Raw genomic sequence first — 26,339 nt, 5'->3', positions numbered from 1 at the left:
TCATAATGAGCTAAATAGGGTGCAATAAATTTAGGACATTGACGGTCAAGTATTTTGGGTAATTAGAACCTTTTGAATCTTATTGAGTCACAGCTATTCTCGCAGTGTTGTATTTATCATATTCATCACTTTATTTTGTATCGGTTTCGGAGTCATCATGTCCAGATTAAGGCAGTTCGGTTTATCATTTTTATTGTTCTTTGGGTTAATCAACAGTGCTTTTGCACAAGCTCCTGAAACAGGTTGGATCACCAATTTTAATCATCTACCGGTAAAAGTGAATTTACAGTTAACCGGCCAAGTTGAAGAAAATACAGTGAATAGTATTTTAAATGTCAGTTTGGCGTCGGGGTGGAAAACCTATTGGCGCTCACCAGGTGAAGGTGGTGTTGCACCCACATTCGATTGGTCAACACAGTCTGCGAATATTAAGGATATAGATTGGTCATGGCCAACGCCTAAACGTTACCCTGTGTTAGGGGTTGAAACTGTTGGTTATAAAGATCAAATTCATTTTCCGATGCAAATCACTTTAGATGACCCGAATCAAATGAGTCGTTTAAAAGGTACTTTAACCTTAGCTTCTTGTACAACCATCTGTGTATTAACCGATTATGAGATTAATTTAACCTTTAATCCGCAACAATTAACCATTAACGATGATGTTGCTTTTGCTTACGCTCAGGCTGTGAGTAGTGTGCCCATTTTAGTTGATCAAGCAGCGATTGAAGCGCAAAAAAATAATGCCAATATTACTGAGATAAAGAGTGCATGGGATCAAGCTAATCAACAAGTAGTTGTACAATTATCACATCAACTAGATTGGCAGCAACCAGACCTTTTTATAGATAGTAGTGACTCTGAATTAGAGAATGTCTTTTTCTCAAAACCGGTTCTTGAAGTTGCAGGCAAACAAGTCACGGCTACCTTTGATGCAACCAGCTGGGGAGGTGAAGTCGATTTAAGTAATGCCCTGGTTAATATCACCGTGGTTGATACTGATGTGGCAGTGGAAGTGGCAACTACATTAGGTAGTGACCCTATTTCAAGCGCTGGGCAATCTATTTTTTCAATTTTTCTAATTGCCTTAGTGGGTGGTTTAATTCTGAATATTATGCCCTGTGTATTACCCGTTTTAGGGTTGAAATTAAGCTCAGTTTTAGGTGTAGATGGCAGTCAACGCTCGCAAATTCGTAAACAGTTCTTAGCTTCTAGTGTAGGTATTATCAGTTCGTTTTGGTTATTAGCATTATTTCTTTTAATACTAAAATTCTCAGGCGAAGCATTAGGCTGGGGAATTCAGTTCCAGAACCCTTATTTTATTGGCTTTATGGTCGTTGTTACAGCGTTGTTTACCGCCAATATGTTGGGCTTATTTGAAATCCAATTACCTTCTTCGATGCAAACTTGGTTAGCGACTAAAGGTGGACATAGTTATCTTGGCCATTATCTACAAGGTATGTTTGCTACCTTGTTAGCCACACCTTGTAGTGCACCCTTCTTAGGAACTGCTGTCGCTTTTGCTTTAGGTGCATCTCCTTGGCAATTATTTGCTATTTTCACGGCGTTAGGGATAGGCATGGCGCTCCCTTGGTTATTGATCGCTGTGTTCCCAAACATTGCAACATTAATGCCTAAACCAGGTAAATGGATGGGCACAGTCAAACTTATATTTGCGCTGCTTATTCTACTTACTTGTTTATGGTTAATTAGCCTATTAAGTAGTTTTATCGGTGTTACTTATACTGTGATGATTGCTTTGTTAATGGTGTTTATCTTTGCCATTTTAATTTGGAAAAAACACGGGAAACGCGTTTTTCTGATTAGCTTATTAAGTTTGTTCGTGGTGGTTTCCATAGCCTTTGTAGCGAATCATTTAACCGCTAAACATTGGGTTGACCCACTTCACGATGGAACACAATGGGTGCCTTTGGATACACAAGTGATTCAACAGGAAGTAGATAAAGGACATGTGGTATTTGTCGATGTGACAGCTAAGTGGTGTGTCACTTGTAAGGCGAATAAAATTGGGGTGTTATTACAAGATCCGGTTTCTAGCGAATTGCAAAAGCAAGATGTGATAGCGATGAGCGGTGATTGGACGGTGCGTGCTGATGATGTGACTGCCTATTTACAATCGTTTAATCGTTATGGTGTGCCTTTTAATATTGTTTATGGGCCAGCAGCACCTAACGGTATTGAGTTATCTACTATTTTAAATAGCGATGATGTGATGAAAGCGATCCAACAAGCAAAAGGTCAATAACATGACTGATGAAAATGTTAAAAAGCCTAAAAAAGGCTGGGGTAGTCACCTTAAGTCCGGTGCTATTTATATACTGCTAGCCTTCGCATTAGGTTGGGGTGTTGATTTATGGCGAGCTCAATCAATAGCATCAGGTAAAGCACCTGCATTAGTGGCAACTAGCGTGCAAGGTGAGCAGGTTGATTTGATTGCCATGAGCCAAGAAAAGCCAGTACTAGTCTATTTCTGGGCAACTTGGTGTAGTGTTTGTACGACAGTGTCACCTTCGGTGAACTTTGTTAGCGATGGTATGCAAGTGGTGAGTATTGCTTTGAGTTCAGGAAGTGAAGAGCGTGTACAACAATACCTGAATGCAAAAGATTATGATTTTACGGTACTAAATGATCCTAAAGCGGTGATCAGTCGAACTTGGGGCATTAGCTTAACACCCACTTTAATTGTGGTAGATAAAGGTGAAATTACTGCGGTAACCACTGGTTTTACTAGCCCATTTGGCATGTGGGCAAGAATGCTATTAAGTTAAGCGATATCTTTTAAAGTAAGGAAGTTGTTATTAAAAGCACTTCCTTACTTTTTCTTTTATTGTAATGGTTTAGCAAATACCTGTGTCCAATAATATTGATAGTCTGCATCGCTATTCACTGCGCAAGCTAGACCCATCTCCTGTGCATTTTCACTCATAATATTAATACAATGACCTTCACTTTCCATCCAACCATCTACTGCATCTTGCACTGACGTTTGACCGGCAGCGATATTCTCAGAAACGTAGCTCCACTCATAACCTTGTGCTGTGACTCTGGTACCAACTGTGCTGTCATCTAAACCGGTATGGCTAAAGAAATTATAGTTAGCCATATTTGAAGAATGCTCTTCTGCAGCCAAGGTTAATGCTGAACTCCAAGTGACGGCATCTACGGCAGGGTAAGTGGTCGCTCCACAGGTTTGTGACTCGGCTCGTAGTTGATTAATCAGAGTTAACGCTTCAATTAAGTTATCTTCGCAACTCATTGCGCTGTAATCGGTTGAATCTGTGGTTTCGTCAGTACTTGTTTCCGTTGAGTCTGTTTGCACTGCCGTGCTACTTGTATTGCTTGTTGCCTCTGCCTCTACTGTGCCGCTACTATTTGAAGAGCTACTGCCACAAGCAGTTAATGATAAGCCACAGCATAACAATGCTAACCAAGTTTTCATGATAATGTCCCTTTTAATATGTTTATGTATATCGCAGCAGTAGACCACAACTGTGAGTTGATAGTTCCATCAAAAAGTGAAATCAAAAGGGGGAAAGAGTTGCGTTGTATGTTAGTAACACACTCATAATAAATACCATGAGTGTGTTACTGGTTAAGGTGAGTTAGTCGCTTAACTTAGGTCCTGCTGAAAGTAATATTTTGCCTTCTTCTTTATCCGTGTAACGCGCAAAGTTATCAATAAATAGATGCGCTAATTTTTCAGCTTTATGGTCCCACTCTGCAGTATCTGCATAGGTATCTCGTGGATCTAAGATACTACTGTCTACATTAGGTAGGCTAGTAGGCACTTGTAAATTAAATAAAGGGATAGTCGTCACTTCCGCTTTTTCAATCGATCCATCTAAGATTGCATCAATAATGCCACGTGTATCTTGGATTGAAATACGTTTACCCGAACCATTCCAACCGGTATTTACTAAATAAGCTTCAGCGCCACAAGCTTCCATTCTTTTCACTAACTGTTGTGCGTATTGCGTTGGATGCAGGCTTAAAAAAGCAGCTCCAAAGCAAGCTGAGAATGTAGGTGTTGGTTCAGTAATACCACGCTCAGTACCAGCCAGTTTAGCGGTAAAGCCAGACAGGAAGTGGTATTGTGTTTGTGCTTTGGTTAACTTAGAAACAGGTGGTAATACACCAAATGCATCTGCAGTTAAAAAAATCACTTTTTTAGCGTGGCCACCTTTAGATATCGGTTTAACGATATTTTCAATATGGTCGATCGGGTAAGAAACGCGTCCATTTTCTGTTTTGCTGGCATCGTCATAATCGACTTGGCCTTGATCGTCGATCATGACGTTTTCTAACAGGGCGTTGCGTTTAATCGCACCAAAAATATCTGGCTCCGCCTCTTCGCTCAGACGAATTGTTTTAGCGTAGCAACCCCCTTCAAAGTTGAATACACCTTGGTCGTCCCAGCCATGTTCATCATCACCAATTAATGCGCGTTTTGGATCTGTGGATAAGGTGGTTTTGCCTGTGCCTGATAAACCGAAGAAGATAGCCGTATCTCCTGCCTCCCCGATATTAGCTGAGCAATGCATAGAAGCCATGCCATTTAACGGTAATAGGTAGTTCATCACCGAGAATAAGCCTTTTTTCATCTCTCCACCGTACCAAGTACCACCGATGATTTGTACTTTTTCGGTTAGGTTAAATGCAACAAAGTTTTCAGAGTTAAGCCCTTGTTGTTGCCAATTTGGATTATTCGTTTTAGAGCCATTCATCACTACAAAATCAGGTTCAAAATCTACCAACTCTTCCTCTGTAGGACGAATAAACATGTTTTTTACAAAATGAGCTTGCCATGCAACTTCCATAATAAAGCGAACCTTCAAGCGAGAATTTTCATTCGCACCGCAGTAAGCATCTACTACAAATAGTTTTTTATTAGAGAGTTGCTCTGTGACAATTTGCTTGAGTGCATTCCAAGTACTTTGATCAATAGCTTTATTATCATTCTTACCCTGGTCACTCCACCAAACCGTATCGCGAGTGGTGTCGTCTTTGACAATGTATTTGTCTTTAGGTGAACGCCCTGTAAATATGCCCGTATCAACAGCCACAGTTCCATTGCTTGTAATAATGCCTTTTTCATAGCCACTTAAAGACTCCGCAGTTTCTTCCGTAAACAGTGTTCCATAACTCGGATTGTATAAAATTTCCGAGATATTTGTGATGCCGTATTCTTTCAGTTTTGCAGTCGATAGTGGTGTTTGGGCCATGGTTTTTCCCCTTTATAGCCGATATTAATTTTATGAAAAAAATCTAATGTAACCATTCGGAGAGTAAGGGAATTATGCTGAGATAAGTGGGATCATTGTCTGATTTTTAGGCAAAAAAATGCCACGGAAAAATATCCATGGCAACTTTGTGACATCACACTTTTGTATGATAAATCAATGCTTTTGATTTGTAGAAGTGAAAAGGATTTGTAAATCTCTCTCTTTGAATGAATAGGTTGTTGCACAATACTCACAACGCATATCAATACTGTCTTGTTCTTCTAAAATATCTTTGATCTCTTCTTCATCTAACGAGGCTAATGAAGACAAGCAACGCTCTTTTGAACAACCACACACAAAGTTAATTGGTTGGGTCTCAAATAGGCGAACTTTTTCCTGATGATATAAGCGGAATAATAGATCATCATTTTGCAGTGTGTAGATCTCTTCTGCTTTAATTGTATTGGCTAATGCACATACATGTGCAAAATCTTCTTCATGGGTTTCGCTGTGTGCAGGTAAAGTTTGAATCAATAAACCAGCTGCTTGCACAGGAGTGCTAGCACTATCTGCAAATAGGCTTATTTTAGTCGCAAGCTGTTCAGATTGAACAAAGTAATCTTCTAAACAAGCGGCTAGCGTTGCTTTTTCTAATGCCACAATACCTTGGTAACGTTCGCCATTATCAGGGGTGATGGTGATCATTAGGTTGCCTTTACCAATTAATTCAGAAAAAGATAAACCAGTTGTATCGCCTTGATAACGTGCAGTACCACGGACTTCAAGGTTTTGGTTCGCATTAATAACTGCCATGCTTAATGGACCATCGCCCTGAATTTGAACTGCAATTTTACCTTTAAACTTTAATGTTGCAGTTAGCAGACTGGTTGCGATTAATAACTCTCCAATTGTATTGGCTACTTCTACTGGGTAGTCGTGATTAGTCACACACTCTTCAAAAGCTGCATGTGCCTGTGCGATTTCGCCACGAATCTCGAAGTCATCAAATAGGAAGCGTTGTAGTTGGTCTGTCATAAATTCTCTCAATATTTATAGGTGCAGCATTATTCAAAATTAGCTGTATTGCGTTGTGTTTTTGCCTGTATTAGTTCGCGGCGTTCTTTTTTATTAGGTTTTCGGTCCGGATGTGGTGCATTTTGTAAACTTAATTTGCGTAACATCTGGTGCTGCTCTCGCTTGCCAACACTTTTTTCAGTCTCTTGATAAAGTGTTTGTGCGATTGGCGCGCCTCGTCGATGCTCTGATAATTGCTCAACGACCACTTCGAATAAAAGTTCACCTTGACGAATCGATAAGATAGCGCCCACTTCAACGTTTTTACTGGCCTTACAGCGTTGCCCATTATAATGGACCTTGCCACCTTGTACCATATCTCGCGCTAAACTACGGGTTTTATAGAAACGTGCGGCCCATAGCCATTTATCTAGTCTAACAGTCTGTATTGTCATAAATTCTTAACTCAAAAAACGTATTTTAGTATAGTAAAAATGAGTGCATTGCTAAATTACTATTGCTTAGTGAACCATTATTAATATAAGTGTTCTCGGTTACTTTTAAAATATTTAGCCTATAAGGTAACTTACCTTACTGTGCAAAATGGTTAAAAAGTACTAAGTTATTTTAATTACTCACAGGGTACGCTTAATTAATGTGACCAGTGTCACTTAACAAGTGAGGCCAAAACTTGATAATTCAAGGCCAAGCTATGACATAATATTCGTTATAAACTTGTGACATAAAAACTTTTATAAAAGTGTTATCTTATCAACAGCTAAGCTTTTAACTTACAGCCTAAGTCTCATGAATATTGAAATTTTCTGCTAATTGTTATTTTATAAAGCGCTTCATTAGCATTAATATGATATCAATGATGTTTGATACTCAATAATTCAGTAATAGGATGAGAATATAGGCAATGATTTCCATACTACCCCAAATATTATTGGCAGTGATCTGTAGCTCGGTAGCTTACCAGTCTGCATTATTGACCTTATCTATCTATCCAGAGTCAGAAAGTAGCCATAATTGGACACCAACCACTGAAAGAAAAGTGAATGAGAGTAATAGATTAAGTACCCAAAAATTACAGGAACAAGCTATTTTTGGTCGTTATCAAGGGAAAAGCATCGTTTATCAACAAGAACAGATTGAAGCCCCTAAAACGCGTTTAAAACTTACCTTAGTTGGCATAGTTGCTGCCACCGACCCAAGACTTTCTAGTGTTATCATCGAATATAAGCGTTCTCAAGATAGTTATTTTATTGACTCTGAAATCCCTGGTACAGATGCAGTGGTCACGGAGATCTATCAAGACCGTATTATTATTAATGTGGATGGCGAAGAACAAACTTTGATTCTAGATGGCTTAGAAGAGGAAAACGAACGTTTAGCTAAGCTGGAAAAAGGCGAAGAAGTACGTGCTAAAAGATCCACGAGCAGCAATAAACGTAGTAGCCGCGCTTCAAAAGTAAAAGAGATCCCGTTAGATAGAGATGAGTTAGTCGATGACCCCGGTAAGTTGCTTGATTACGTGCGTATTTCGCCAGTAAGAGAAGGTGACCAAATTAAGGGATATCGTGTTAACCCAGGTAAGAATCCGGAGCTATTCGAAGAAGCCGGATTAAAAGCCGGTGATTTAGCGGTTGAATTAAATGGGGTGGATTTAACCGATATCACCCAAGCAGTAGGTTTAATGAAAGAATTTCCAACTATGACTGAGATGAGTTTAACAATTGACCGTGATGGTGAATTGAATGAATTATATTTTAGTATTCCATAATAATAATAAATAAAGTTTTAGTCGCTGAACTATTAATTGTCATAATATATTAATAGCGAGATTATAAGCAGAAGTAGCAAGCAATGAGGTTGTAATGATGTTAGGAATAAAGAAAAGACTGGTTAGCTTTTTGGGGGCTAGTGTTTTTGTTTTGTTTTCACAGTCTGCTGTAGTAGAAGCTGCAGAGTATTCTGCTAGTTTTAAAAATGCTGATTTAAATGAGTTTATTAATATTGTTGGTAAAAACTTAAATAAAACCATCATTTTAGACCCATCAGTACGCGGTAAAATTAATGTACGTAGTTATGACCTACTTAATGAAAGCCAATATTACCAATTCTTCTTAAATGTATTAGAAGTATATGGTTTTGCGATTGTTGAAATGGATAACGGCATCATTAAAGTCATTAAATCCAAAGATGCGAAGGTTGCTGCGATTCCGGTTATCGACGATGACAGTGAGTACAAAGGCGATGAGATGGTTACCCGTGTTGTACCTGTTATCAATGTATCAGTAAGAGAGCTTGCGCCTTTATTACGTCAATTAAATGATAGTGCTGGTGGCGGTAACGTGGTGCATTACGACCCTTCAAACGTTATTATGATCACTGGTCGTGCGGCGGTAGTAAATCGTTTAGTGAAAATTATTCATCGTGTGGATAAAGCCGGTGACCAAGAAGTGGATATTGTTAAGTTGCGATTTGCCAGTGCCCTCGACATGGTTAATATGATCAACTCTATTCAAGAAACCTCAACCAGCTCTAAAAGCAGTTCTACGAGTGTACTTAAACCACGTTTAGTCGCCGATGAAAGAACTAACTCAGTGATTGTGAGTGGTGAGCCAAGTACGCGAAGCCGTGTCATCAAACTGATCAAGTCTTTAGATAGTGAACTGAAAAATAACGGTAACACACGTGTTTTCTACCTTAAATATGCTGATGCAAAAGAAGTCGCTCAGGTATTAACAGGCGTTAGTAAAGGTCTAGAAGACCCTTCTTCGAAGAAATCGAGCAATAGTAGTAACGATTCTAATTTAAATATCCAAGCACATGAACCAACTAACTCGATCATCATTTCCGCACAACCTGCGTTAATGTCGTCATTAACTAGCATTATTCACCAGTTGGATATTCGCCGTGCGCAAGTGTTAGTGGAAGCTATTATTGTAGAAGTGTCTGAAGGTGACGGTGTTCGTTTAAATGTTCAATGGGGTAGTACTTCAGGTTTAGGTACTCAATTTAACGACAACGGTGCATCGCTAACTGATTTAGCGACGGGTGTATATGCCATTGATAATGATGAAGATGACTATGAAGATCTATCAAGTGCGTTATCTTCTATTTCAGGTGGTGTAGCCGGTTATGTGAACAGTGATTGGGCTGTGATTATTCAGGCATTAAGTTCTACCAGTACTTCAAATATCTTGGCAACACCGAGTATTACGACGCTTGATAATCAAGAAGCAAGCTTTATTGTTGGTGACGAAGTACCGGTATTAACAGGCTCTACATCGAGCACTTCTAACGATAATCCATTCCAGACCATTGAACGTAAAGAGGTTGGTATTAAGTTAAAAGTGACGCCTCAGATCAATGAAGGTGATTCGGTGCAAATGGTCATTGAACAAGAGGTATCAAGTATTCAAGGTCAAACGTCAGTGGATGTGGTGTTTGCTACACGTTCAGTGAAAACCTCTGTGTTAGCTAAATCAGGTGAAACCATTGTAATTGGTGGTTTAATCGATGAAGAAGTGAATGAGACGATAGATAAAGTGCCATGGTTAGGTGATATCCCATACCTTGGTGTGTTATTCCGTTCTACTCAAAGTTCTACTGAAAAACGCAATCTAATGGTGTTCTTACGTGCAACGATTATTCGTGACGATGAAACTATGATGCAACTCAGCCAACGTAAGTATGGCTTAATGCGTCAAATACAGCTGAGCCAAGGTGTTGATGGTGTTGCACTAATGCCTGAAACTGAGGTCCCACTGTTGCCACATTGGGGTGAGTCCGTTGAAATTGATCCAAGAACGTTTTTAAAGTCAGAGCGTGAAAGTAATCACGAGATTGATTTAGAAAAAGCGGATAAAGCGATATGAATAATGTGAGTGATGTCGATAGTGCATTAGATCCGGAGGTTGTAGAGTTTACACCTTCGGGGCAATTGCCTTTTACTTTCTCTAAAAAGCATGAATTGGTGATGTCCCACGACGGTCCGAATAGTACTTTGTGTTTTAAACAACCACCTTCAGTGGAGTTATTAGTCGAGGCAAGACGTGTGATAGGTCATGCTTTTAGTACCCAACAGGTGGACAATGAAACCTTTGATAGGTTAGTTGCGCGTGCTTATCAATCTTCTTCATTGGAAGCGCAGCAACTAATGGAAGATTTGGGGGCTGATGATTTCTTTACCCTAGCTGAAGAATTGCCTGCCGATGATGATTTACTAGAGGCCGAAGATGATGCGCCGATCATTAAGTTGATCAACGCTATGTTAGGTGAAGCGATTAAAGAAGAAGCATCGGATATTCATATTGAAACCTTTGAACAAACCTTGGTTATTCGCTTCCGTATCGATGGTGTTTTACGTGAAATACTAAAACCGCAACGCAAGTTAGCAGCGCTATTAGTCTCTCGTATTAAAGTAATGGCTAAATTGGATATTGCTGAAAAGCGTATTCCGCAGGATGGTCGTATTTCATTACGTATTGGTGGTCGTGCTGTTGATGTACGTGTATCAACCATGCCTGCGAGCCACGGTGAACGCGTAGTACTACGTTTATTGGATAAAAATGCCGTTAAGCTGGATTTATCTACGCTAGGAATGACGCCTAAAAACCATAAATTACTACAAAATTTAATTCATAAACCACACGGTATTATCTTAGTAACGGGCCCAACGGGTTCAGGTAAAAGTACCACGCTTTATGCAGGGTTATTAGAGATAAACTCGCGCGATAGGAACATTCTTACTGTTGAAGATCCTATTGAGTATGCCATCGATGGCATTGGTCAAACACAAGTTAATACCAAGGTAGATATGACCTTTGCACGTGGTTTACGTGCGATTTTACGTCAAGATCCTGATGTGGTGATGATTGGTGAAATCCGTGACTTAGAAACTGCAGAGATCGCCGTACAAGCCAGTTTAACTGGTCACTTAGTATTATCTACCTTACACACTAATACTGCAGTTGGTGCAGTAACTCGTTTACATGATATGGGTGTAGAGCCTTTCCTTTTATCATCGAGTATTCTAGGTGTGCTTGCGCAACGTTTAGTACGTCGTTTATGTCCACATTGTAAAGTTGCTCATTCTGCTACTGATTCTGAAAAAGTGATTTTAGGGAAAGCGGAAGATGAACAAGCGATTATTTATCGCCCTGACGGCTGTGTGCAATGTAATCACACTGGATATCGTGGACGTACCGGTATTCATGAGCTGTTAGTGGTCAATGAAGTAGTGCGTGAACTTGTCCATACTGGTGCAGGTGAACAGGCTATTGAGCGTGAAATTCGTAAAACCTCAGAAAGCATTCGCGACGATGGTATCCAGAAAGTAATGGCTGGTCTAACAACGTTAGAAGAGATTTTACGTGTAACAAGAGAGGATTAGTGTGGCTACTTTTTCTTATAAAGCGATAGACGCAAAAGGCAAACAGAAAAAAGGCACGCAAGAAGCTGATTCTGCACGTATGCTACGGCAGCAGTTACGTAATGCAGGCATGATGCCGCTAGAAGTGGAGGCGATTGCTGCAAAACGTAAAAAAGCTGGTAAAAGTTTTATTCAAACCAAGATAAAAACCACCGATTTAGCGCTTATTACCCGCCAGCTTTCTACTTTAGTGGCCTCATCGATTCCCATTGAAGAATCGTTACAAGCGGTTGCTGACCAATGCGATAAGCCAAAAATTAAAGATATGATTTCGGCGGTACGTGGTGGTGTTATCGAAGGTTATAGTCTAGCCGATAGTATGCGTAATTACCCGATGATCTTTGATAACCTGTTTTGTGCGATGGTGGCAGCGGGTGAAAAGTCTGGTCATTTAGAAAAAGTATTAGATAGACTCGCAGATTACGAAGAACAGCGCCAAGAGATGAAAAGCAAGATGATGCAGGCGTTGATCTACCCAATCGTATTAACGCTGGTGGCTATTTCAGTGGTGGCGATTCTATTAACTTCAGTGGTGCCACAAGTTGTTGGGCAATTCCAACATATGGGCGCTGACCTACCTGCCTCGACTAAATTTCTCATTGCTACCAGTGATGCACTGAGCGCTTATGGTTTGTATTTTGTTGGCTTGTGTATTATCGCCTTTTTATTATTTAAGCATTACTTACGAAAAGCTAAAAATCAGCTACGATTTGATCGTGCTCTGCTTAATTTTCCAGTTATTGGTAAAGTGGTGAATGAACTTAATACAGCACGTTTTGCCAGAACATTAAGCATTTTAAATAGCAGTTCAGTTCCCTTGCTTGAAGCCATGAGCATTGCTGGTAATGTATTAAGTAATCTACATATACGTTTAAAAGTAGGAGAGGCGGCTGAACGAGTCAGAGAAGGGACAAGTTTAGGGCGAGCATTAGCCAGTACGAAGCTGTTCCCACCTATGATGTTACATATGATTGCTAGTGGTGAGCGTAGCGGTGAGTTAGGTAATATGTTAGAACGTTCAGCAGATAATCAAGATAAACAGTTTTCGGCGCAAGTGACATTAGCATTAGGTTTGTTTGAGCCGGCATTAGTTATTTCCATGGCGGGTGTTGTGTTGTTTATTGTTGCCGCAATTTTACAACCAATATTAGCGCTTAATAATTTGGTATCAGGATAGCTGAACCATTTCTCAGAAAATAAAAAAGGACAAGAAAGTGAAAAAATCAACTTCAACGCAACAACAAAAAGGTTTTACTTTACTGGAGATCATGGTGGTTATCGTGATCCTAGGTGTATTAGCAGCTATGGTGGTACCTAATCTCATCGGTAACAAAGACAAAGCTGATATCCAAAAGGTGAAATCAGATATCGTTGCTTTAGAGAATTCTCTGGATATGTATAAGTTAGATAACAGCGTTTATCCAACAACAGACCAAGGCTTAGAAGCGTTAGTATCAGAGCCAAGCGTGTCACCAACACCACGTAATTACCGTGAAGATGGTTATATTAAACGTCTTCCACAAGACCCTTGGGGTAATGATTATGTCTTAAATAGCCCAGGTGAAAACGGCAAAATCGATATTCTATCTGTGGGTCTAGATGGTGAAGAGGGTACTGATGATGATATCGGTAACTGGAATTTACTTGATAAATAGTCACTAGGATTAAGTGCGCATGTTGCGACATCGCAATCGAGGCTTCACGCTATTAGAAGTCATGCTAGTACTGTTATTACTCGGTATGGTTTCTGTTAGCGTAGTGATGACTTTACCCAGTAGCGGCAGTACTACTGAAAGCACTGAATGGCATGCCCAACGTTTTACCACTTTGGTGCAGCTTGCTCAAGATCAGGCTCTTATTTTAAATACAGAGTTTGGTATTCAGTTTAATGAACAGGGTTATACCTTCACATCTTATGATGTAACCACTAAGCAGTGGATACCGATTGTTGATGAGCGTATTAAAGGCGATGTGACATTTCCTGATGATATGCTCGCTGAATTTGATTTATCCGGTAGTGTTTGGGGTGAATTAGAAGCAGTACAAAATAGTGCAACCGATGATTCATTTATTAGTGACTCTGAGCGTGTAAATATTGGTGAGGAAGAGCAGAGCACATTGCAACCTGTGATTTATATTATGGCGAGTGGCGAAGTGACTCCCTTTAGTTATACCTTCTTTAATACAGGTGATACTAGCCATGATGTCACCGTTAAGGTGTCCATGACCGGTGTGATCGATGTGATTAAAGAGTATGACGGTGAATAAAGCTAACGCTAAAAAAAGCATTCAACAGCAAGCGGGCATGACCTTATTAGAGGTGATGTTAGCCTTGGTTATTTTAGCGACTGCAGGGTTAGCTGTAATGCAGGCAGCTTCTGAATCCTTACGTAATCAGGACTATTTACAACAAAAAACCTTTGCCACCTGGATTGCTAGTAATCGCCTTGCTGAACTAAAAATAGAGGAAGAGTGGCCTGGTTTAAACTGGGAAGAAGAAGAGGTCGAGTTTGCTGGTGTAACATGGTATTTACGCTACAAAGGTGTGAAAACCAGCAATAATAGTTTTAGAGCATTAGATGTTGAAGTGAGTGATACAAAAGATGGTCAAGCATTGGGGTATATAAGGACTTATGTTGCACAATAAACAAGGTCAGCGTATCTCAAAAAATCAAGGTTTCACCTTAGTTGAAATCCTGGTCGCCATTGCTATTTTTGCCATGCTCAGCTTTGCTGCTTATCAGATATTGCAAGGTGTATTACGTAGCGGTGAAATAAGTCGTGAACATGATCAAAACTTAAAAGAGATCCAACGCGGCATGTTGTTGATAGAGCGGGATTTTGTGCAAATGGTTGCTAGAACATCGCGTACCGAAGGGACTGACGACGAAGATTTACAAGTTTTATATGCTGGAGATGGAATTCTAGATTCTGAATATGAAGGGATTGAGTTTAATCGTTTAGGCTGGTTTAACCCACTTAATTTATTACCTCGATCTAATGTGTTACGTGTTGGTTATCGTGTTCAAGATGGCCAGTTACAACGTTTATATTATTTACATCCGGATACTATTTCCGGTGAAGAGACTGAACAACAAGTTATTTTAAATGATGTGGAAGGGTTATCTTTTCGTTTTTGGGATGATACCTGGGTAACAACATGGTCATCCAACTCTGAATTACCAACGGGGATTGAGATCACCATCAACAGTAAACATTATGGCGAGCTAAGACGGGTATTTATCTTAGCGGCTAGTGAGGTCGGAGATTAATGTCAGCGCCGCATAAACAACAGGGCATCGCATTAATCACAGTACTAATGATCTTAGCGATCATGGTGACGGTTGCTTCTACCATGACGGGTAGAATGACCTCTAGTTTATTACGTACTGAGGGAGTGAACTACTCAGACAAAATTTATTGGTACGGGCAAGCTACGGTTGAATTCAGCCGAATGATTTTAGAAGATGATTTTGAAGACAGTGATATTGTGAGCTTAAATCAAACTTGGGCAACGCCAGATTTAGTGTTTCCCGTGGATGAAGGTCAAATCACCGGCAATATGGTGGACTTCAGAAGTTGCTTTAATGTCAATGCATTAGCAACTCAGGAAGACGATGATGAAGATGACGAACCATTAGCGGTTAGCCAATTAAAACGTTTGTTAGAAGAGTTAGATGTAGAAGAAGGTACCGCAGATACGATTGTTGAATCTGCGCGAGATTGGGTTGATAGCGATGATTCAGCAGATGAATCAGAAGGGGCTGAAGATCGTTATTACGAATCTTTGCAAGTACCACATTTAACCGCAAACAACTTAATGGTCGATATTTCAGAGTTACGTTCTGTGCAAGGTGTCACAGCGGAAATTTACGAAAACATTAAAGATTACTTATGTGCATTACCCACCTCTGAACAGTTGATTAATGTGAATACGGTCAGGCAAGATAAAGCGGCTTTATTATATTCGCTGTTTTCAGAAGATTTAGATTTTAGTGTGGAAGATTTTGAAGAGCTTATTGATGATAGACCTACCAGTGGTTGGGAATCGGTAGAGGAGTTCTTATCTGAAGATTTATTGGATGGAGAGTCAATTTCTGATGAAGAACAAGCGCAATTAAGTGTCACCAGTGATTATTTTCAATTTTATGGTGCAGCAGAATTTGACCAACGTGTAATAGTATTAAAGCTATTATTTAATATAGAGAGTGAAGAAGCCACCGAGATTCGATTCCAATATGCAGGGATAGATGAGTTGGTTGGCGCTGGAGAGGCTCAGTGAGTGAACAATTAATTATTCGCCTAGCAAGTGAAGCACATCAGACAATTCATTGGTTAATATGGTCTGAGAAAGAACAAGAAATTATTGCTTCTGGCGAATTAGATAATGCAGAAGCCTTAACCTTATTAACTGAAAAAGCACAAACACGTAAAGTCATTTGTTTAGCGCCGAGTGTTGATATTACCTTAAAGTCGGTAGCGATTAAGGGCAACTTTACACGTCAACTACAACAAGCCTTACCTTATATGCTTGAGGATGAGTTAGCCAGTGATGTAGATAAATTACATTTTTCTGTGTTGTCTAAAAAAGTCGATCAAATTGAAGTGGCTATCTGTTTTAAATCTAAAGTGCAACTTTGGTTAGATTGGTTAGAGGCCGCTGAAATATTCTGTCAGCGTTTAATTCCTGAAGCGCTAGCATTACCATCCGCAGATGAAACACAATGGCAAGCTTTACAACAAGGCAAGCAATGGTTGATTCGAGAAAGTGCTTTCCAGGCTTGGAGTTGTGAAGATGAAATGCTTGCCGATGTACTTGCCTTACGTTTACAACAAAATACACAACAAGTGATTCAAAGCTATAGCCCTCTGCCTGATATTCCAGTAGGACAATGGGTCGCAGCATCGCCTGTATTGCCTATGCAGCTGTTAAGTGAAGGCGCTATTCATAATCAGTCCAATTTATTAACGGGTGAATTTGCAGTACATAAAGAAAACCACTTACAGCTACATAAATGGAAAGGGGTAGCGGTTGCTGCCGGGATATTATTTGTAGTATTAGTGGTTAATCTATTTGTGAAAATAGAGCAGACTGAACAGCAAACCTTAGTGGTTAAATCACAGGTAGAAGATGTTTACCAAGCTGCTTTCCCTGAACAAGGTCGATTAAGATACAGCCGTATTAAAAAGCGATTAAAAACTCTCTTAGCAAGCACTAATGTTGATCAAGAAGAGACAGGCCTATTGATTATTTTAAATGACCTACTGCCTGCTTTAAAAGCGGTACCAAGTATCAATATTTCCAACTTAAAATACACCAGTAGAAATCAAGAGCTGAGCTTAACAATCAGTGCAAATAGTTTCCAAGCCTTTGAGCAATTCGCTGCTAATGTACCATCTCGTTATAATTTTGAGCAGGGAACGTTAGGTAATAATGCAGATCGTATCGCGGGTACAGTGACTGTGAGGGTTAAATAATGTTTGAACAAATTAAAGATTGGTGGGAAAGCATTAGCCAAAGAGAGCAACAACTTACCTTTATTTCTGCGGTTATTCTGTTTATTGCTTTTATCTACTTTATTGTGTGGCAACCCTTAGCGAACAACTTAGCGGCCAGCGAACAACAACTTAAGAACGCACAACAAAGCTTAGAATGGGTGAAAGTGAATGCTAATAAAGTGATCAGTGCTGGTGGAGTTAATCAAGACACAGGTAAAAGACAAACATTGTCACAACTCATCAATAGCAGTGCTAAACGTAACCAAATTAATATAACGCGTATTCAAAGTCGTAACGACACAGTGGATGTCTGGATAAATCAAATTGAATTTAACCAGTTTATTGATTGGATAACTAGCCTACAAAATCAGCATAAAGTGAAAATTAATAGTGCCGATTTAAGCCAAGACAAAGTGCAAGGTTTAGTAAAAATTAACCGTTTAACATTAAGTTATTAATAAAATTAAAGGCAGTCAATGAAAATCAAAATCGCCATTTTAGTCGTCTTAGTTTATCTCGCGACTTTAATTATTAAATTACCTGCTGCTTTAGTAGTGGGTTGGATCCCATTAAATGGCCTTAAGATAAAAAATGTCAGTGGCACGATCTGGCAAGGACAAGCACAAGAAGTAGAAGTAAATCGAAAATTAAGCTTCGATAACGTTAAATGGAACGTTAGTGTAATGGATTTATTAACATTAAATCTAGCTGGTGATGTCTCTTTTTATAACGGCCCTGACGCTATGTCTGGCAAAGGTTTTGTTAGTTATGGTCTATCGGGTACCAAAGCAAGCAATGTCATCTTAGACCTAACTGCAAAAGAGCTGCTGACATTATTGCCGATGCGTTTACCAGTGAAACTTGAAGGTAACTTATCTGCTGTGATTAAAGAAGTTGTTCAAGGTCAGCCTTATTGTCAACAACTGCAAGGTAATGTGTTGTGGCAGAATGCCGTTGTGAATAGCCAGTTAGGCAGAGTAAACCTTGATTCTCCAACAGTTGAGCTAGGTTGTGATGACGGCGATATAACCGCTTTTGTTAATCAACAGTCTGATGAATTAACAACTGCATTAGATATTACCTTAAGCGAGGCAGGTGTTTATAAGCTAAATGGAGAAATTCAGGGAACCGATAAATTAGCGCCTTCGGTAGCTAAGTCTCTTAATTGGATTGGTCCTAAAAATGCCAGTGGTGCAACCACAGTGACTTTTAGTGGCCAACTGTAGTTTGATTTAAGCGTGTTTTTGCAGATAACCTTAGTCGTTGAATAAAAATAACGTGATAGCTGGTATTTAACCATGTATGAATATACACTGTGTATGTTTACAGTTTATTAATGCGTGGAGATCCTAATGAAAGAGCTAACTAAACGCCAAGGCGAAGTTTTAGATGTAATTAAAGATCAAATAGCTAAGACAGGCATGCCACCAACGCGCGTGGAACTGGCAAAGATTCTTGGTTTTAAAAGTGCGAATGCTGCTGAAGAGCATTTAAAAGCACTGGCACGTAAAGGTGCGATTGAAATCTTATCGGGTACTTCTCGTGGTATTCGTGTTGTGACTGAGCACAAAGATAATGAAGTAGTAGTGGAAGGTTTACCATTAATTGGTAAAGTCGCTGCTGGTGAGCCTATATTGGCACAAGAACATGTTGAAACCCATTACGATGTAGATCCTTCATTATTTCACCCAACAGCGGATTTTCTATTACGTGTACAAGGTGAAAGTATGAAAGATATTGGTATTATGGATGGCGATCTATTAGCGGTACATAAAACTCAAAATATCAATAATGGCCAAGTAGTTGTTGCACGCGTTGAAGAAGATGTCACCGTAAAACGTTTTTATCGTGATGGAAAGCAAGTGACCTTAAAAGCAGAAAATAACTTGTTTGACCCGATTAAAGTGGACTTAGAATACCAAGCTTTTGATATTGAAGGTATTGCTGTAGGGGTTATTAGAACTGCAGATTGGATGTAACTATAAAAATCACCTTAAAGTTGGTGGTATAAATTGTTAAAAGAGAGAACAAATGAAACCTTTAATTATTGTATTTACTTGTATCATGATGGGGTTTTGTTTGTTATTCGGAGTGTTACAAGCAAGCGCTTTAAATACCAGTAGTCGCCTACCTTTTGTCACAGACAATAAAGCCTTAGTCTTAAATCAGTCTCACCCTGTTTTACCTGATTTTGCCTTTCAAAAAGCTGGGAAAGTAGCCTTTACAAATGCTTCTTTAAAAGGAAAATGGACGTTGTTTTTTGTTGGTTATACTTTTTGCCCTGATGTTTGCCCAACAACTTTAGCTAACCTAGATCGCGTTTATCCATTGCTACCCAATGATCCAGATAACACTACCCAAGTGGTGTTTGTATCAGTTGACCCCAACCGCGATAAAGCTGAGCAACTCGCCGATTATGTGAATTACTTTAACCCTAATTTTATTGGTGTCACAGGCACACATAAACAGTTATGGCCTTTTGTTACGCAACTTGGATTAATCTACAGTATTGTTGAAGAGAGTGAGCAAGATCAGTATTACTTAGTTGATCACAGTGCTTCTATTGTGCTGATAAATCCTGAAGGAGAGTTTCACGCTACCTTTAAATCAGTGCGTAATGAGCAGGGGATTAATCAGGTTGATATGGACTTAATGGTGGAAGACATTAAAAAGATTCAAGCGAGTTATCAACAAGGTAAAACAATTTAATAACTGTTTTATAGCCAGTAACCAGTAACCATTAACATTCGCTAATGGTTACCTGTCGGGATTTATAGCGATTTTGTCCAAAATAATGCGCTGCCATACTCTGGATCTAATTGGTAATCTGAAAAGCCTAGTGCCTCGTAAGCTTTACAAGCTACTTCATTACCACTTAATACTTCTAAGGTTATTTTACAACACTCACGAAACTTCGCTAACTCTTCAATTCGTTCAAATAAATGTTTGGTTAATCCATTGCCTCTATAATCAGAATGAACCACTACATCGTGAATATTAAACAGTGGTTTACAAGCAAAAGTAGAAAAGCCTTCAATAGCTGTTAATAAAGCAGCAGGTGTCTCGCCATCAAAAATCAATACAATAAACACATCTGTACGTTTCATTAAACTAGGCACTAAATTTTGTTTAGCGTAGTCACTAATATCTTTACCGCCACCCATAGGATCACTAGCATAGTGAGACATCAAACTAAGATATGCTTTAGCATGTTGAGGGTTGTTTAAGTCTGCAATAAGCGTTTTAGTTTCTAGCATAGTCATTCCTTTCATATTATTGATTGATGTAGGCAGTCTAACGAAAGCATTAGGTAGATACTAGAATAGTCGATCAATAAAGGGAGGTGATGCGGTGCACATCATACTCATCGCATCGCTTTATACGATTAAAGTTGAAATACTGATGATATGAAATGTTCAGAAACCACAATTAATGATGTTTAAATTTAATTATGATGTTAGACTTCTAGACATCTAAACGTTTATTTGTAGAGGAAACTAATATGCCAATTCGTATTCCAGACGATTTACCTGCATCGAGTATTTTAAAATCTGAGAACATCTTTACGATGTCCGAGACACGGGCAAGTCACCAAAATATCCGTCCGCTACGTGTATTAATTTTGAACTTAATGCCGAAAAAAATTGAAACAGAAACACAATTGATGCGTTTGTTGTCTAATACACCTTTGCAAGTTGATATTGAGTTATTGCGTGTAGATGCACGCGCTAGCCGTAATACGCCTCAAAAACATTTAGATAAGTTTTACGGCGACTTTGAGCGCCTTAAAGAACAAAAATGGGATGGTTTTATTATTACTGGCGCACCTCTAGGTACTATCCCCTTTGAAAATGTTTACTACTGGGAAAAGTTTACTGAAATTGTTGAGTGGTCTCGCCACAATGTTACCTCAACATTATTTTTATGTTGGGCGGCACAAGCGGCGTTAAAAATATTTTATGACCTGGATAAAGTGACACGCGATGATAAATTATCAGGCATTTATCCACATAAAACACATCACCATCAACATCCTTTAGTACGTGGTTTTGATGATGAGTTTTGGGCTCCTTTGTCACGTTACGCTGAGTTTGATAGCGCTGAAATTCAAGAAAAAACCGACCTAACGGTTTTTGCAGATGAAAAAGAAGCGGGTGTGTATTTAGCTGCTAGCCCAGATTGTCGTCAAGTGTATATTACGGGTCATCCTGAATATGATGCGAGTACTTTACATAATGAGTACTTGCGAGATTTAGAAGAAGGTTTAGAGCCTGAATTGCCGATAAATTATTATCCGCAAGATGATGCAAACCAACCGCCAAGAGCGATTTGGCGTAGTCATGGCAACCTCTTATATAGTAACTGGCTAAACTATTGTGTTTATCAGGTAACGCCATATGACCTAACAGATTTAACGTAGTGATAGGGTTATAAAGCTTACTTAAAAAAATTTTTTAAATTTATTTATTAAAAATACTAGCTAAATTGAAAACCCTTCCTATACTTATTTATGAGTAAGGGAGTTAACAGTTACATTTACTCTTGTGATAACAATCGTTGTTACAAAAACAGGTTCCTAGAGAGAGTTTGTTGTTTGTAATGGGCTTTCTAAAGACGTTAATAAAATAAATTTTTATAATTTAATCAAGAGATTATGGAGGTACAGTTATTTTTAATTATTACGCGTACCGGTGTATAAGCAATCAACTATTACTGAGTTGTTAATTTAAGGACTCATTGGCTCAAAGAGCATTCAAGTTGATTTTTATATGATTGATACCGGTTGTACTCATTGACACTGGAGGTTTGATTATTATTAAGTTTTTTGGTTTTTTTAAAAGCGAATATCAACACTAGGCGTTTCATTATTTAGCAAACGCATTGCCAACGGGCACCGTTCATATTTGCTTTTAATATAGATTGTGATTGGTAAACTCACAGTCATACACGTTCTTTACTACTTAAAAAAATTATTCAAAAGCGAGCTATCGTAATGGCTCGCTTTTTTTATATTTGCCTTTCCTTATACTAATCATGCTAACTAACTTATCTATTTTACTTGTTAAAATTACATCGAATAACTCAGTTCTTTTCCTGCGTAAAATTTAGAAAACATTATTTAATGTAATTGTTATTACAGCACCATCAAAATGAATATTCTTCACTTTTTATCTGTGTAATTGACCTTTATCAGCAAACAACTATCAAAAAATTCATAATTTATAACAGAATATTTCAAGATAGAAATGCCTTTAAAAGATTATGAGCTCAACTTCTATGCTATTATTTTCACTCATTTTTTATTCAGAATAAAAGAAACAGGGAACTCTATGTCGGTAAGTGATCGTAGTGCGATGATAAAAGCGCAATTAGAAAAACATATTCTTCTGATAGATGGTGGCATGGGCACCATGATCCAGGATCAGAAATTTGAAGAAGCTGATTTTCGCGGCGAACGCTTTAAAGAATGGAGCTGTGACTTAAAAGGTAATAATGATTTATTGGTGATCACACAACCTGAAGTGATTGCTAATATTCATCGTCAGTACTTAGATGCTGGCGCTGATATCCTAGAAACTAATACTTTCAATGCAACGACCATCGCCATGGCAGATTACGATATGCAATCTATCTCTGCTGAAATTAACTATGAAGCTGCGCGTATTGCGCGTCGTGTTGCCGATGAAAAAACCGATGAAATGCCTGACCGTCCACGTTTTGTTGCAGGTGTTTTAGGCCCAACTAACCGTACTTGTTCTATTTCTCCTGATGTGAACGATCCTGCTTTTCGTAACGTTAGCTTTGATGAACTAGTAACTGCTTACATTGAATCAACTAAAGCCTTGATTAAAGGTGGCAGTGATTTAATTCTGATTGAAACTATTTTTGATACCTTGAATGCTAAAGCCGCTGTTTTTGCAGTAGAAACCGTATTTGAAGAGCTAGGTTATAAATTGCCTGTGATGATTTCAGGGACGATCACCGATGCATCGGGTCGTACTTTATCGGGCCAAACTACAGAAGCATTTTACAACTCATTACGTCATGCAGAACCATTAACCTTTGGTTTGAACTGTGCTTTAGGTCCTGATGAGTTACGTCAATATGTGCAAGAGATGTCACGTATTTCAGAAACGTATGTGTCTGCTCATCCCAATGCCGGTTTACCTAATGCTTTTGGTGAATATGATTTAGAAGCGGATGAAATGGCGGTCCATATAAAAGAGTGGGCTGAAAGTGGTTTCCTTAATTTAGTGGGTGGTTGTTGTGGTACTACGCCTGCACATATTAAAGCGATGGCTGATGCCGTTGCTGGCGTTAAACCACGTGAGTTACCTGAAATAGAAGTAGCCTGTCGTTTAAGTGGTTTAGAAGCATTAACAATACGAGCTGATTCTCTTTTCCAAAACGTTGGTGAACGTACTAACGTAACGGGTTCGGCACGTTTTAAACGTTTAATTAAAGATGAGTTATACGATGAAGCCCTTGAGGTTGCATTGCATCAAGTGGAAGCTGGCGCTGATATTATTGATATCAATATGGATGAAGCGATGCTTGATTCATTATTTGCCATGAAACGTTTCTTAAACCTATGTGCCTCTGAACCTGATATTTCGCGCGTGCCGATTATGGTAGATTCTTCTAAATGGGAAATTTTAGAAGAAGGCCTTAAGTGCGTACAAGGTAAAGGTATTGTTAACTCTATCAGTATGAAAGAGGGTGTTGATAATTTTATCCATCAAGCCAAACTAATTCGTCGTTACGGTTTTGCTGTGATTGTCATGGCCTTTGATGAAGTTGGTCAGGCTGATACACGTGAACGTAAATATGAAATATGTGAACGTTCATACGATATTTTGGTTAACCAAGTAGGCTTTCCACCTGAAGATATTATCTTTGACCCTAATATTTTTGCCGTTGCAACTGGTATTGAAGAACATAATAACTATGCCGTTGATTTTATTGACGCGGTAAAAGACATTAAAGATAACCTACCACATGCGATGATTTCTGGTGGTGTTTCTAATGTATCTTTCTCCTTCCGTGGTAATAACCCAGTACGTGAAGCGATCCATGCAGTATTCCTGTATTACTGTTTTCAAAATGGTATGGACATGGGGATTGTTAATGCGGCCCAACTAGCCATTTATGACGATATTCCAAAAGAATTAAAAGATGCAGTGGAAGACGTGGTATTAAATCGTAATCCTAACGCCACTGATGCATTACTGGATATTGCTGAAAAATACCGTGGTGATGGTGCAGTAAAAGTCGATGACGGTAAAGCCCTTGAATGGCGAAACCTGCCAGTGAATGAACGTATTGCCCATGCGTTAGTTAAAGGTATTACTGAGTTTATTGAAGAAGATACCGAATTAGCCCGTCAAGCCTTTGATATGCCTATTGAAGTGATTGAAGGGCCGTTAATGGATGGAATGAATATCGTTGGTGATTTATTCGGCGAAGGTAAAATGTTTTTACCACAAGTGGTTAAATCAGCCCGTGTTATGAAACAAGCGGTTGCTTATTTAAACCCATTTATTGAAGCCACTAAAGCGGTTGGAGCAACCAATGGTAAAGTGGTGATGGCGACTGTAAAAGGTGATGTTCATGATATTGGTAAAAACATTGTAGGGGTTATTTTACAATGTAATAACTATGAGATCGTTGACCTGGGTGTAATGGTATCGACTGAAACTATTATTAAAACCGCGATTGCTGAAAAGGCTGATCTAATTGGTTTATCAGGTCTGATCACGCCGTCCTTAGATGAGATGGTATATGTTGCTAAAGAGATGCAACGTCAAGGTCTGAAGTTACCATTATTGATTGGTGGCGCAACAACCTCTAAAGCACATACCGCTGTGAAAATAGAACAAAACTACGATGAGCCTGTGGTTTATGTTTCTAACGCTTCTCGTGCCGTGGGTGTTTGTCAAAAACTATTAAGCCCCAAAAATAAACCTGAATTCGTTGAAAAATTAAATCAAGATTACCAGCGTGTACGTGAGCAGCATGCGAATAAACGCCCACGTAGTGCACCTATTGGATTGACGCAAGCACGTGCTAATTCAGCTAAACTTGATTGGGTTAATTATCAACCTAAAGTGCCTAATCAGTTAGGCGTGCAAGTGATTAAAAATATGTCGATCAATGTCTTACGCGAATATATTGATTGGACTCCATTCTTTATGACTTGGGGATTAGCAGGTAAATACCCGCGTATATTAAAAGATGAGGTTGTTGGTGAAGAGGCAACACGCTTATTTGCTGATGCATTAAAAATGTTAGATACAGTAGAAGCAGCTGGAGAAATTAGCGCATCGGGCATAGTAGGTATTTTTCCTGCAAATAGCGTCGGTGATGATATAGAAATCTACAGTGATGAAACACGTTCAACTGTGTTGCAAGTGAGTAATCAATTACGTCAGCAAACCGAGAAAAAAGCTCCGTTTGTTAACCATTCATTAGCTGATTATGTTGCTCCTAAATCAACCGGTGTGGCTGATTATATTGCTGCCTTTGCGGTAACAGGCGGGATTGGTGAGCGAGAAGTTGCTGATCGTTATAAAGCAGAGAATGATGACTATAATGCCATCCTAGTTCAGGCTGTATGTGATCGTTTAGCTGAGGCTTTTGCTGAGTATCTACATCAGAAAACGCGTAAAGAGTATTGGGGTTTTGCTGCCGATGAAACTTTAAATAATGATGATTTAATCCGAGAAAAATATCAAGGTATTCGTCCTGCCCCTGGTTACCCTGCTTGTCCTGAACATAGTGAAAAAGCAGTTATTTGGGATTTGATGAATGTAGAACAAAAGATTGGTATGCAGTTAACATCAAGTTATGCCATGTATCCAGGTGCCGCAGTATCGGGCTGGATCTTCTCTCATCCTGAAAGTCGTTACTTTGCTATTGCTGGTATTCAGCAAGACCAAGTAGAAGATTATGCGCAACGTAAAGGTTGGGATATGCAAACAGCAGAGCGATGGTTAGGACCCAACATCAATTAATAATATGTGATTTAATTCAGAAAAATGGCCTTTGGGTCATTTTTTTGTATTAAAAAATGACTCTAGGAACTAGTCACCTTTCTAAATTTATAATGCTAATTACAACAGTAATATACTTACTTATTG

At 39.0% G+C, this 26,339-nt stretch carries 23 protein-coding genes; 18 read left to right on the top strand and 5 right to left on the bottom strand.

Features of this window, described 5'->3' with window-relative positions; all coding sequences use genetic code 11:
- Positions 1–157 precede the first annotated feature (157 nt).
- The gene (locus DS885_RS16200) at positions 158–2,266 is read left to right on the top strand and encodes a protein-disulfide reductase DsbD family protein (RefSeq protein WP_113820447.1); all 2,109 of its coding nucleotides are present in this window, start codon (positions 158–160) and stop codon (positions 2,264–2,266) included.
- Position 2,267: 1 nt separating this feature from the next.
- On the top strand, positions 2,268–2,789 hold the full coding sequence (locus tag DS885_RS16195; protein ID WP_113820446.1) for a protein disulfide oxidoreductase: 522 nt from the start codon (positions 2,268–2,270) through the stop codon (positions 2,787–2,789).
- A gap of 56 nt (positions 2,790–2,845) precedes the next feature.
- On the opposite strand, the gene DS885_RS16190 is transcribed toward DS885_RS16195, so the two are convergent.
- The 4 genes from DS885_RS16190 to hslR form a co-directional block, all read right to left on the bottom strand.
- Entirely contained in the window at positions 2,846–3,460 is a 615-nt protein-coding gene (locus tag DS885_RS16190; protein ID WP_113820445.1) for a CAP domain-containing protein, read from the bottom strand.
- A gap of 163 nt (positions 3,461–3,623) precedes the next feature.
- Positions 3,624–5,243: a phosphoenolpyruvate carboxykinase (ATP) gene (gene pckA / locus DS885_RS16185; RefSeq protein ID WP_113820444.1), complete on the bottom strand. Its 1,620-nt coding sequence runs from the start codon at positions 5,241–5,243 to the stop codon at positions 3,624–3,626.
- Between the two features lie 174 nt (positions 5,244–5,417).
- The gene (hslO, locus tag DS885_RS16180; protein WP_113820443.1) at positions 5,418–6,278 is read right to left on the bottom strand and encodes an Hsp33 family molecular chaperone HslO; all 861 of its coding nucleotides are present in this window, start codon (positions 6,276–6,278) and stop codon (positions 5,418–5,420) included.
- 29 nt (positions 6,279–6,307) lie between these two features.
- A complete protein-coding gene (gene hslR, locus DS885_RS16175; protein WP_113820442.1) occupies positions 6,308–6,712 on the bottom strand; it encodes a ribosome-associated heat shock protein Hsp15 in 405 nt (134 codons plus the stop codon).
- Between the two features lie 467 nt (positions 6,713–7,179).
- Between hslR and gspC the strand changes: the two genes are divergently transcribed.
- The 14 genes from gspC (at position 7,180) to DS885_RS16105 (ending at position 19,908) form a co-directional block, all read left to right on the top strand.
- Positions 7,180–8,043: a type II secretion system protein GspC gene (gene gspC / locus DS885_RS16170; RefSeq protein WP_113820441.1), complete on the top strand. Its 864-nt coding sequence runs from the start codon at positions 7,180–7,182 to the stop codon at positions 8,041–8,043.
- A 97-nt stretch (positions 8,044–8,140) separates the two neighbouring features.
- Positions 8,141–10,144 (top strand): type II secretion system secretin GspD, encoded by a 2,004-nt coding sequence (gene gspD, locus DS885_RS16165; RefSeq protein WP_113820459.1) that lies wholly within the window; start codon positions 8,141–8,143, stop codon positions 10,142–10,144.
- On the top strand, positions 10,141–11,661 hold the full coding sequence (gspE, locus tag DS885_RS16160; RefSeq protein WP_113820440.1) for a type II secretion system ATPase GspE: 1,521 nt from the start codon (positions 10,141–10,143) through the stop codon (positions 11,659–11,661). Before gspD ends, gspE begins: the two co-directional genes overlap by 4 nt.
- A gap of 1 nt (position 11,662) precedes the next feature.
- Positions 11,663–12,877, top strand: a complete 1,215-nt coding sequence (gene gspF, locus DS885_RS16155) for a type II secretion system inner membrane protein GspF (protein ID WP_113820439.1) — start codon at positions 11,663–11,665, stop codon at positions 12,875–12,877.
- A 37-nt stretch (positions 12,878–12,914) separates the two neighbouring features.
- Positions 12,915–13,355, top strand: coding sequence for a type II secretion system major pseudopilin GspG (gene gspG, locus DS885_RS16150; RefSeq protein ID WP_113820438.1), 441 nt, complete (start codon positions 12,915–12,917; stop codon positions 13,353–13,355).
- Positions 13,356–13,374: 19 nt separating this feature from the next.
- Complete coding sequence (gene gspH, locus DS885_RS16145) at positions 13,375–13,968, top strand: type II secretion system minor pseudopilin GspH (protein WP_113820437.1); 594 nt, start codon at positions 13,375–13,377, stop codon at positions 13,966–13,968.
- Complete coding sequence (gspI, locus tag DS885_RS16140; protein ID WP_220149726.1) at positions 13,955–14,347, top strand: type II secretion system minor pseudopilin GspI; 393 nt, start codon at positions 13,955–13,957, stop codon at positions 14,345–14,347. Before gspH ends, gspI begins: the two co-directional genes overlap by 14 nt.
- Positions 14,337–14,972 carry a type II secretion system minor pseudopilin GspJ gene (gene gspJ / locus DS885_RS16135; RefSeq protein WP_258546937.1) on the top strand — a complete coding sequence of 212 codons (636 nt, stop codon included), beginning with the start codon at positions 14,337–14,339 and terminating at the stop codon, positions 14,970–14,972. The genes gspI and gspJ overlap by 11 nt, the downstream gene beginning before the upstream one ends.
- On the top strand, positions 14,972–15,982 hold the full coding sequence (gspK, locus tag DS885_RS16130) for a type II secretion system minor pseudopilin GspK (RefSeq protein WP_113820435.1): 1,011 nt from the start codon (positions 14,972–14,974) through the stop codon (positions 15,980–15,982). The genes gspJ and gspK overlap by 1 nt, the downstream gene beginning before the upstream one ends.
- Positions 15,979–17,178, top strand: a complete 1,200-nt coding sequence (gspL, locus tag DS885_RS16125) for a type II secretion system protein GspL (RefSeq protein ID WP_113820434.1) — start codon at positions 15,979–15,981, stop codon at positions 17,176–17,178. Before gspK ends, gspL begins: the two co-directional genes overlap by 4 nt.
- Complete coding sequence (gene gspM, locus DS885_RS16120; protein WP_113820433.1) at positions 17,178–17,657, top strand: type II secretion system protein GspM; 480 nt, start codon at positions 17,178–17,180, stop codon at positions 17,655–17,657. The genes gspL and gspM overlap by 1 nt, the downstream gene beginning before the upstream one ends.
- An 18-nt stretch (positions 17,658–17,675) precedes the next feature.
- Positions 17,676–18,425, top strand: a complete 750-nt coding sequence (locus DS885_RS16115; protein WP_113820432.1) for a type II secretion system protein N — start codon at positions 17,676–17,678, stop codon at positions 18,423–18,425.
- 126 nt (positions 18,426–18,551) lie between these two features.
- Entirely contained in the window at positions 18,552–19,178 is a 627-nt protein-coding gene (gene lexA / locus DS885_RS16110) for a transcriptional repressor LexA (protein ID WP_113820431.1), read from the top strand.
- A gap of 52 nt (positions 19,179–19,230) precedes the next feature.
- A complete protein-coding gene (locus tag DS885_RS16105; protein ID WP_113820430.1) occupies positions 19,231–19,908 on the top strand; it encodes an SCO family protein in 678 nt (225 codons plus the stop codon).
- A 62-nt stretch (positions 19,909–19,970) separates the two neighbouring features.
- On the opposite strand, the gene DS885_RS16100 is transcribed toward DS885_RS16105, so the two are convergent.
- The gene (locus tag DS885_RS16100; protein WP_113820429.1) at positions 19,971–20,456 is read right to left on the bottom strand and encodes a GNAT family N-acetyltransferase; all 486 of its coding nucleotides are present in this window, start codon (positions 20,454–20,456) and stop codon (positions 19,971–19,973) included.
- A gap of 245 nt (positions 20,457–20,701) precedes the next feature.
- On the opposite strand from DS885_RS16100, the gene metA reads away from it, so the two are divergent.
- Together metA and metH are read left to right on the top strand one after the other, a co-directional pair.
- On the top strand, positions 20,702–21,619 hold the full coding sequence (gene metA, locus DS885_RS16095) for a homoserine O-acetyltransferase MetA (RefSeq protein WP_113820428.1): 918 nt from the start codon (positions 20,702–20,704) through the stop codon (positions 21,617–21,619).
- 910 nt (positions 21,620–22,529) lie between these two features.
- Positions 22,530–26,213 (top strand): methionine synthase, encoded by a 3,684-nt coding sequence (gene metH / locus DS885_RS16090; RefSeq protein ID WP_113820427.1) that lies wholly within the window; start codon positions 22,530–22,532, stop codon positions 26,211–26,213.
- Positions 26,214–26,339 lie beyond the last annotated feature (126 nt).

The organism is Psychromonas sp. B3M02 (genome assembly GCF_003318165.1).
In the GTDB taxonomy this organism is placed as follows: Bacteria; Pseudomonadota; Gammaproteobacteria; order Enterobacterales; family Psychromonadaceae; genus Psychromonas.
This window is presented reverse-complemented; position numbering and strand designations above follow the sequence as displayed.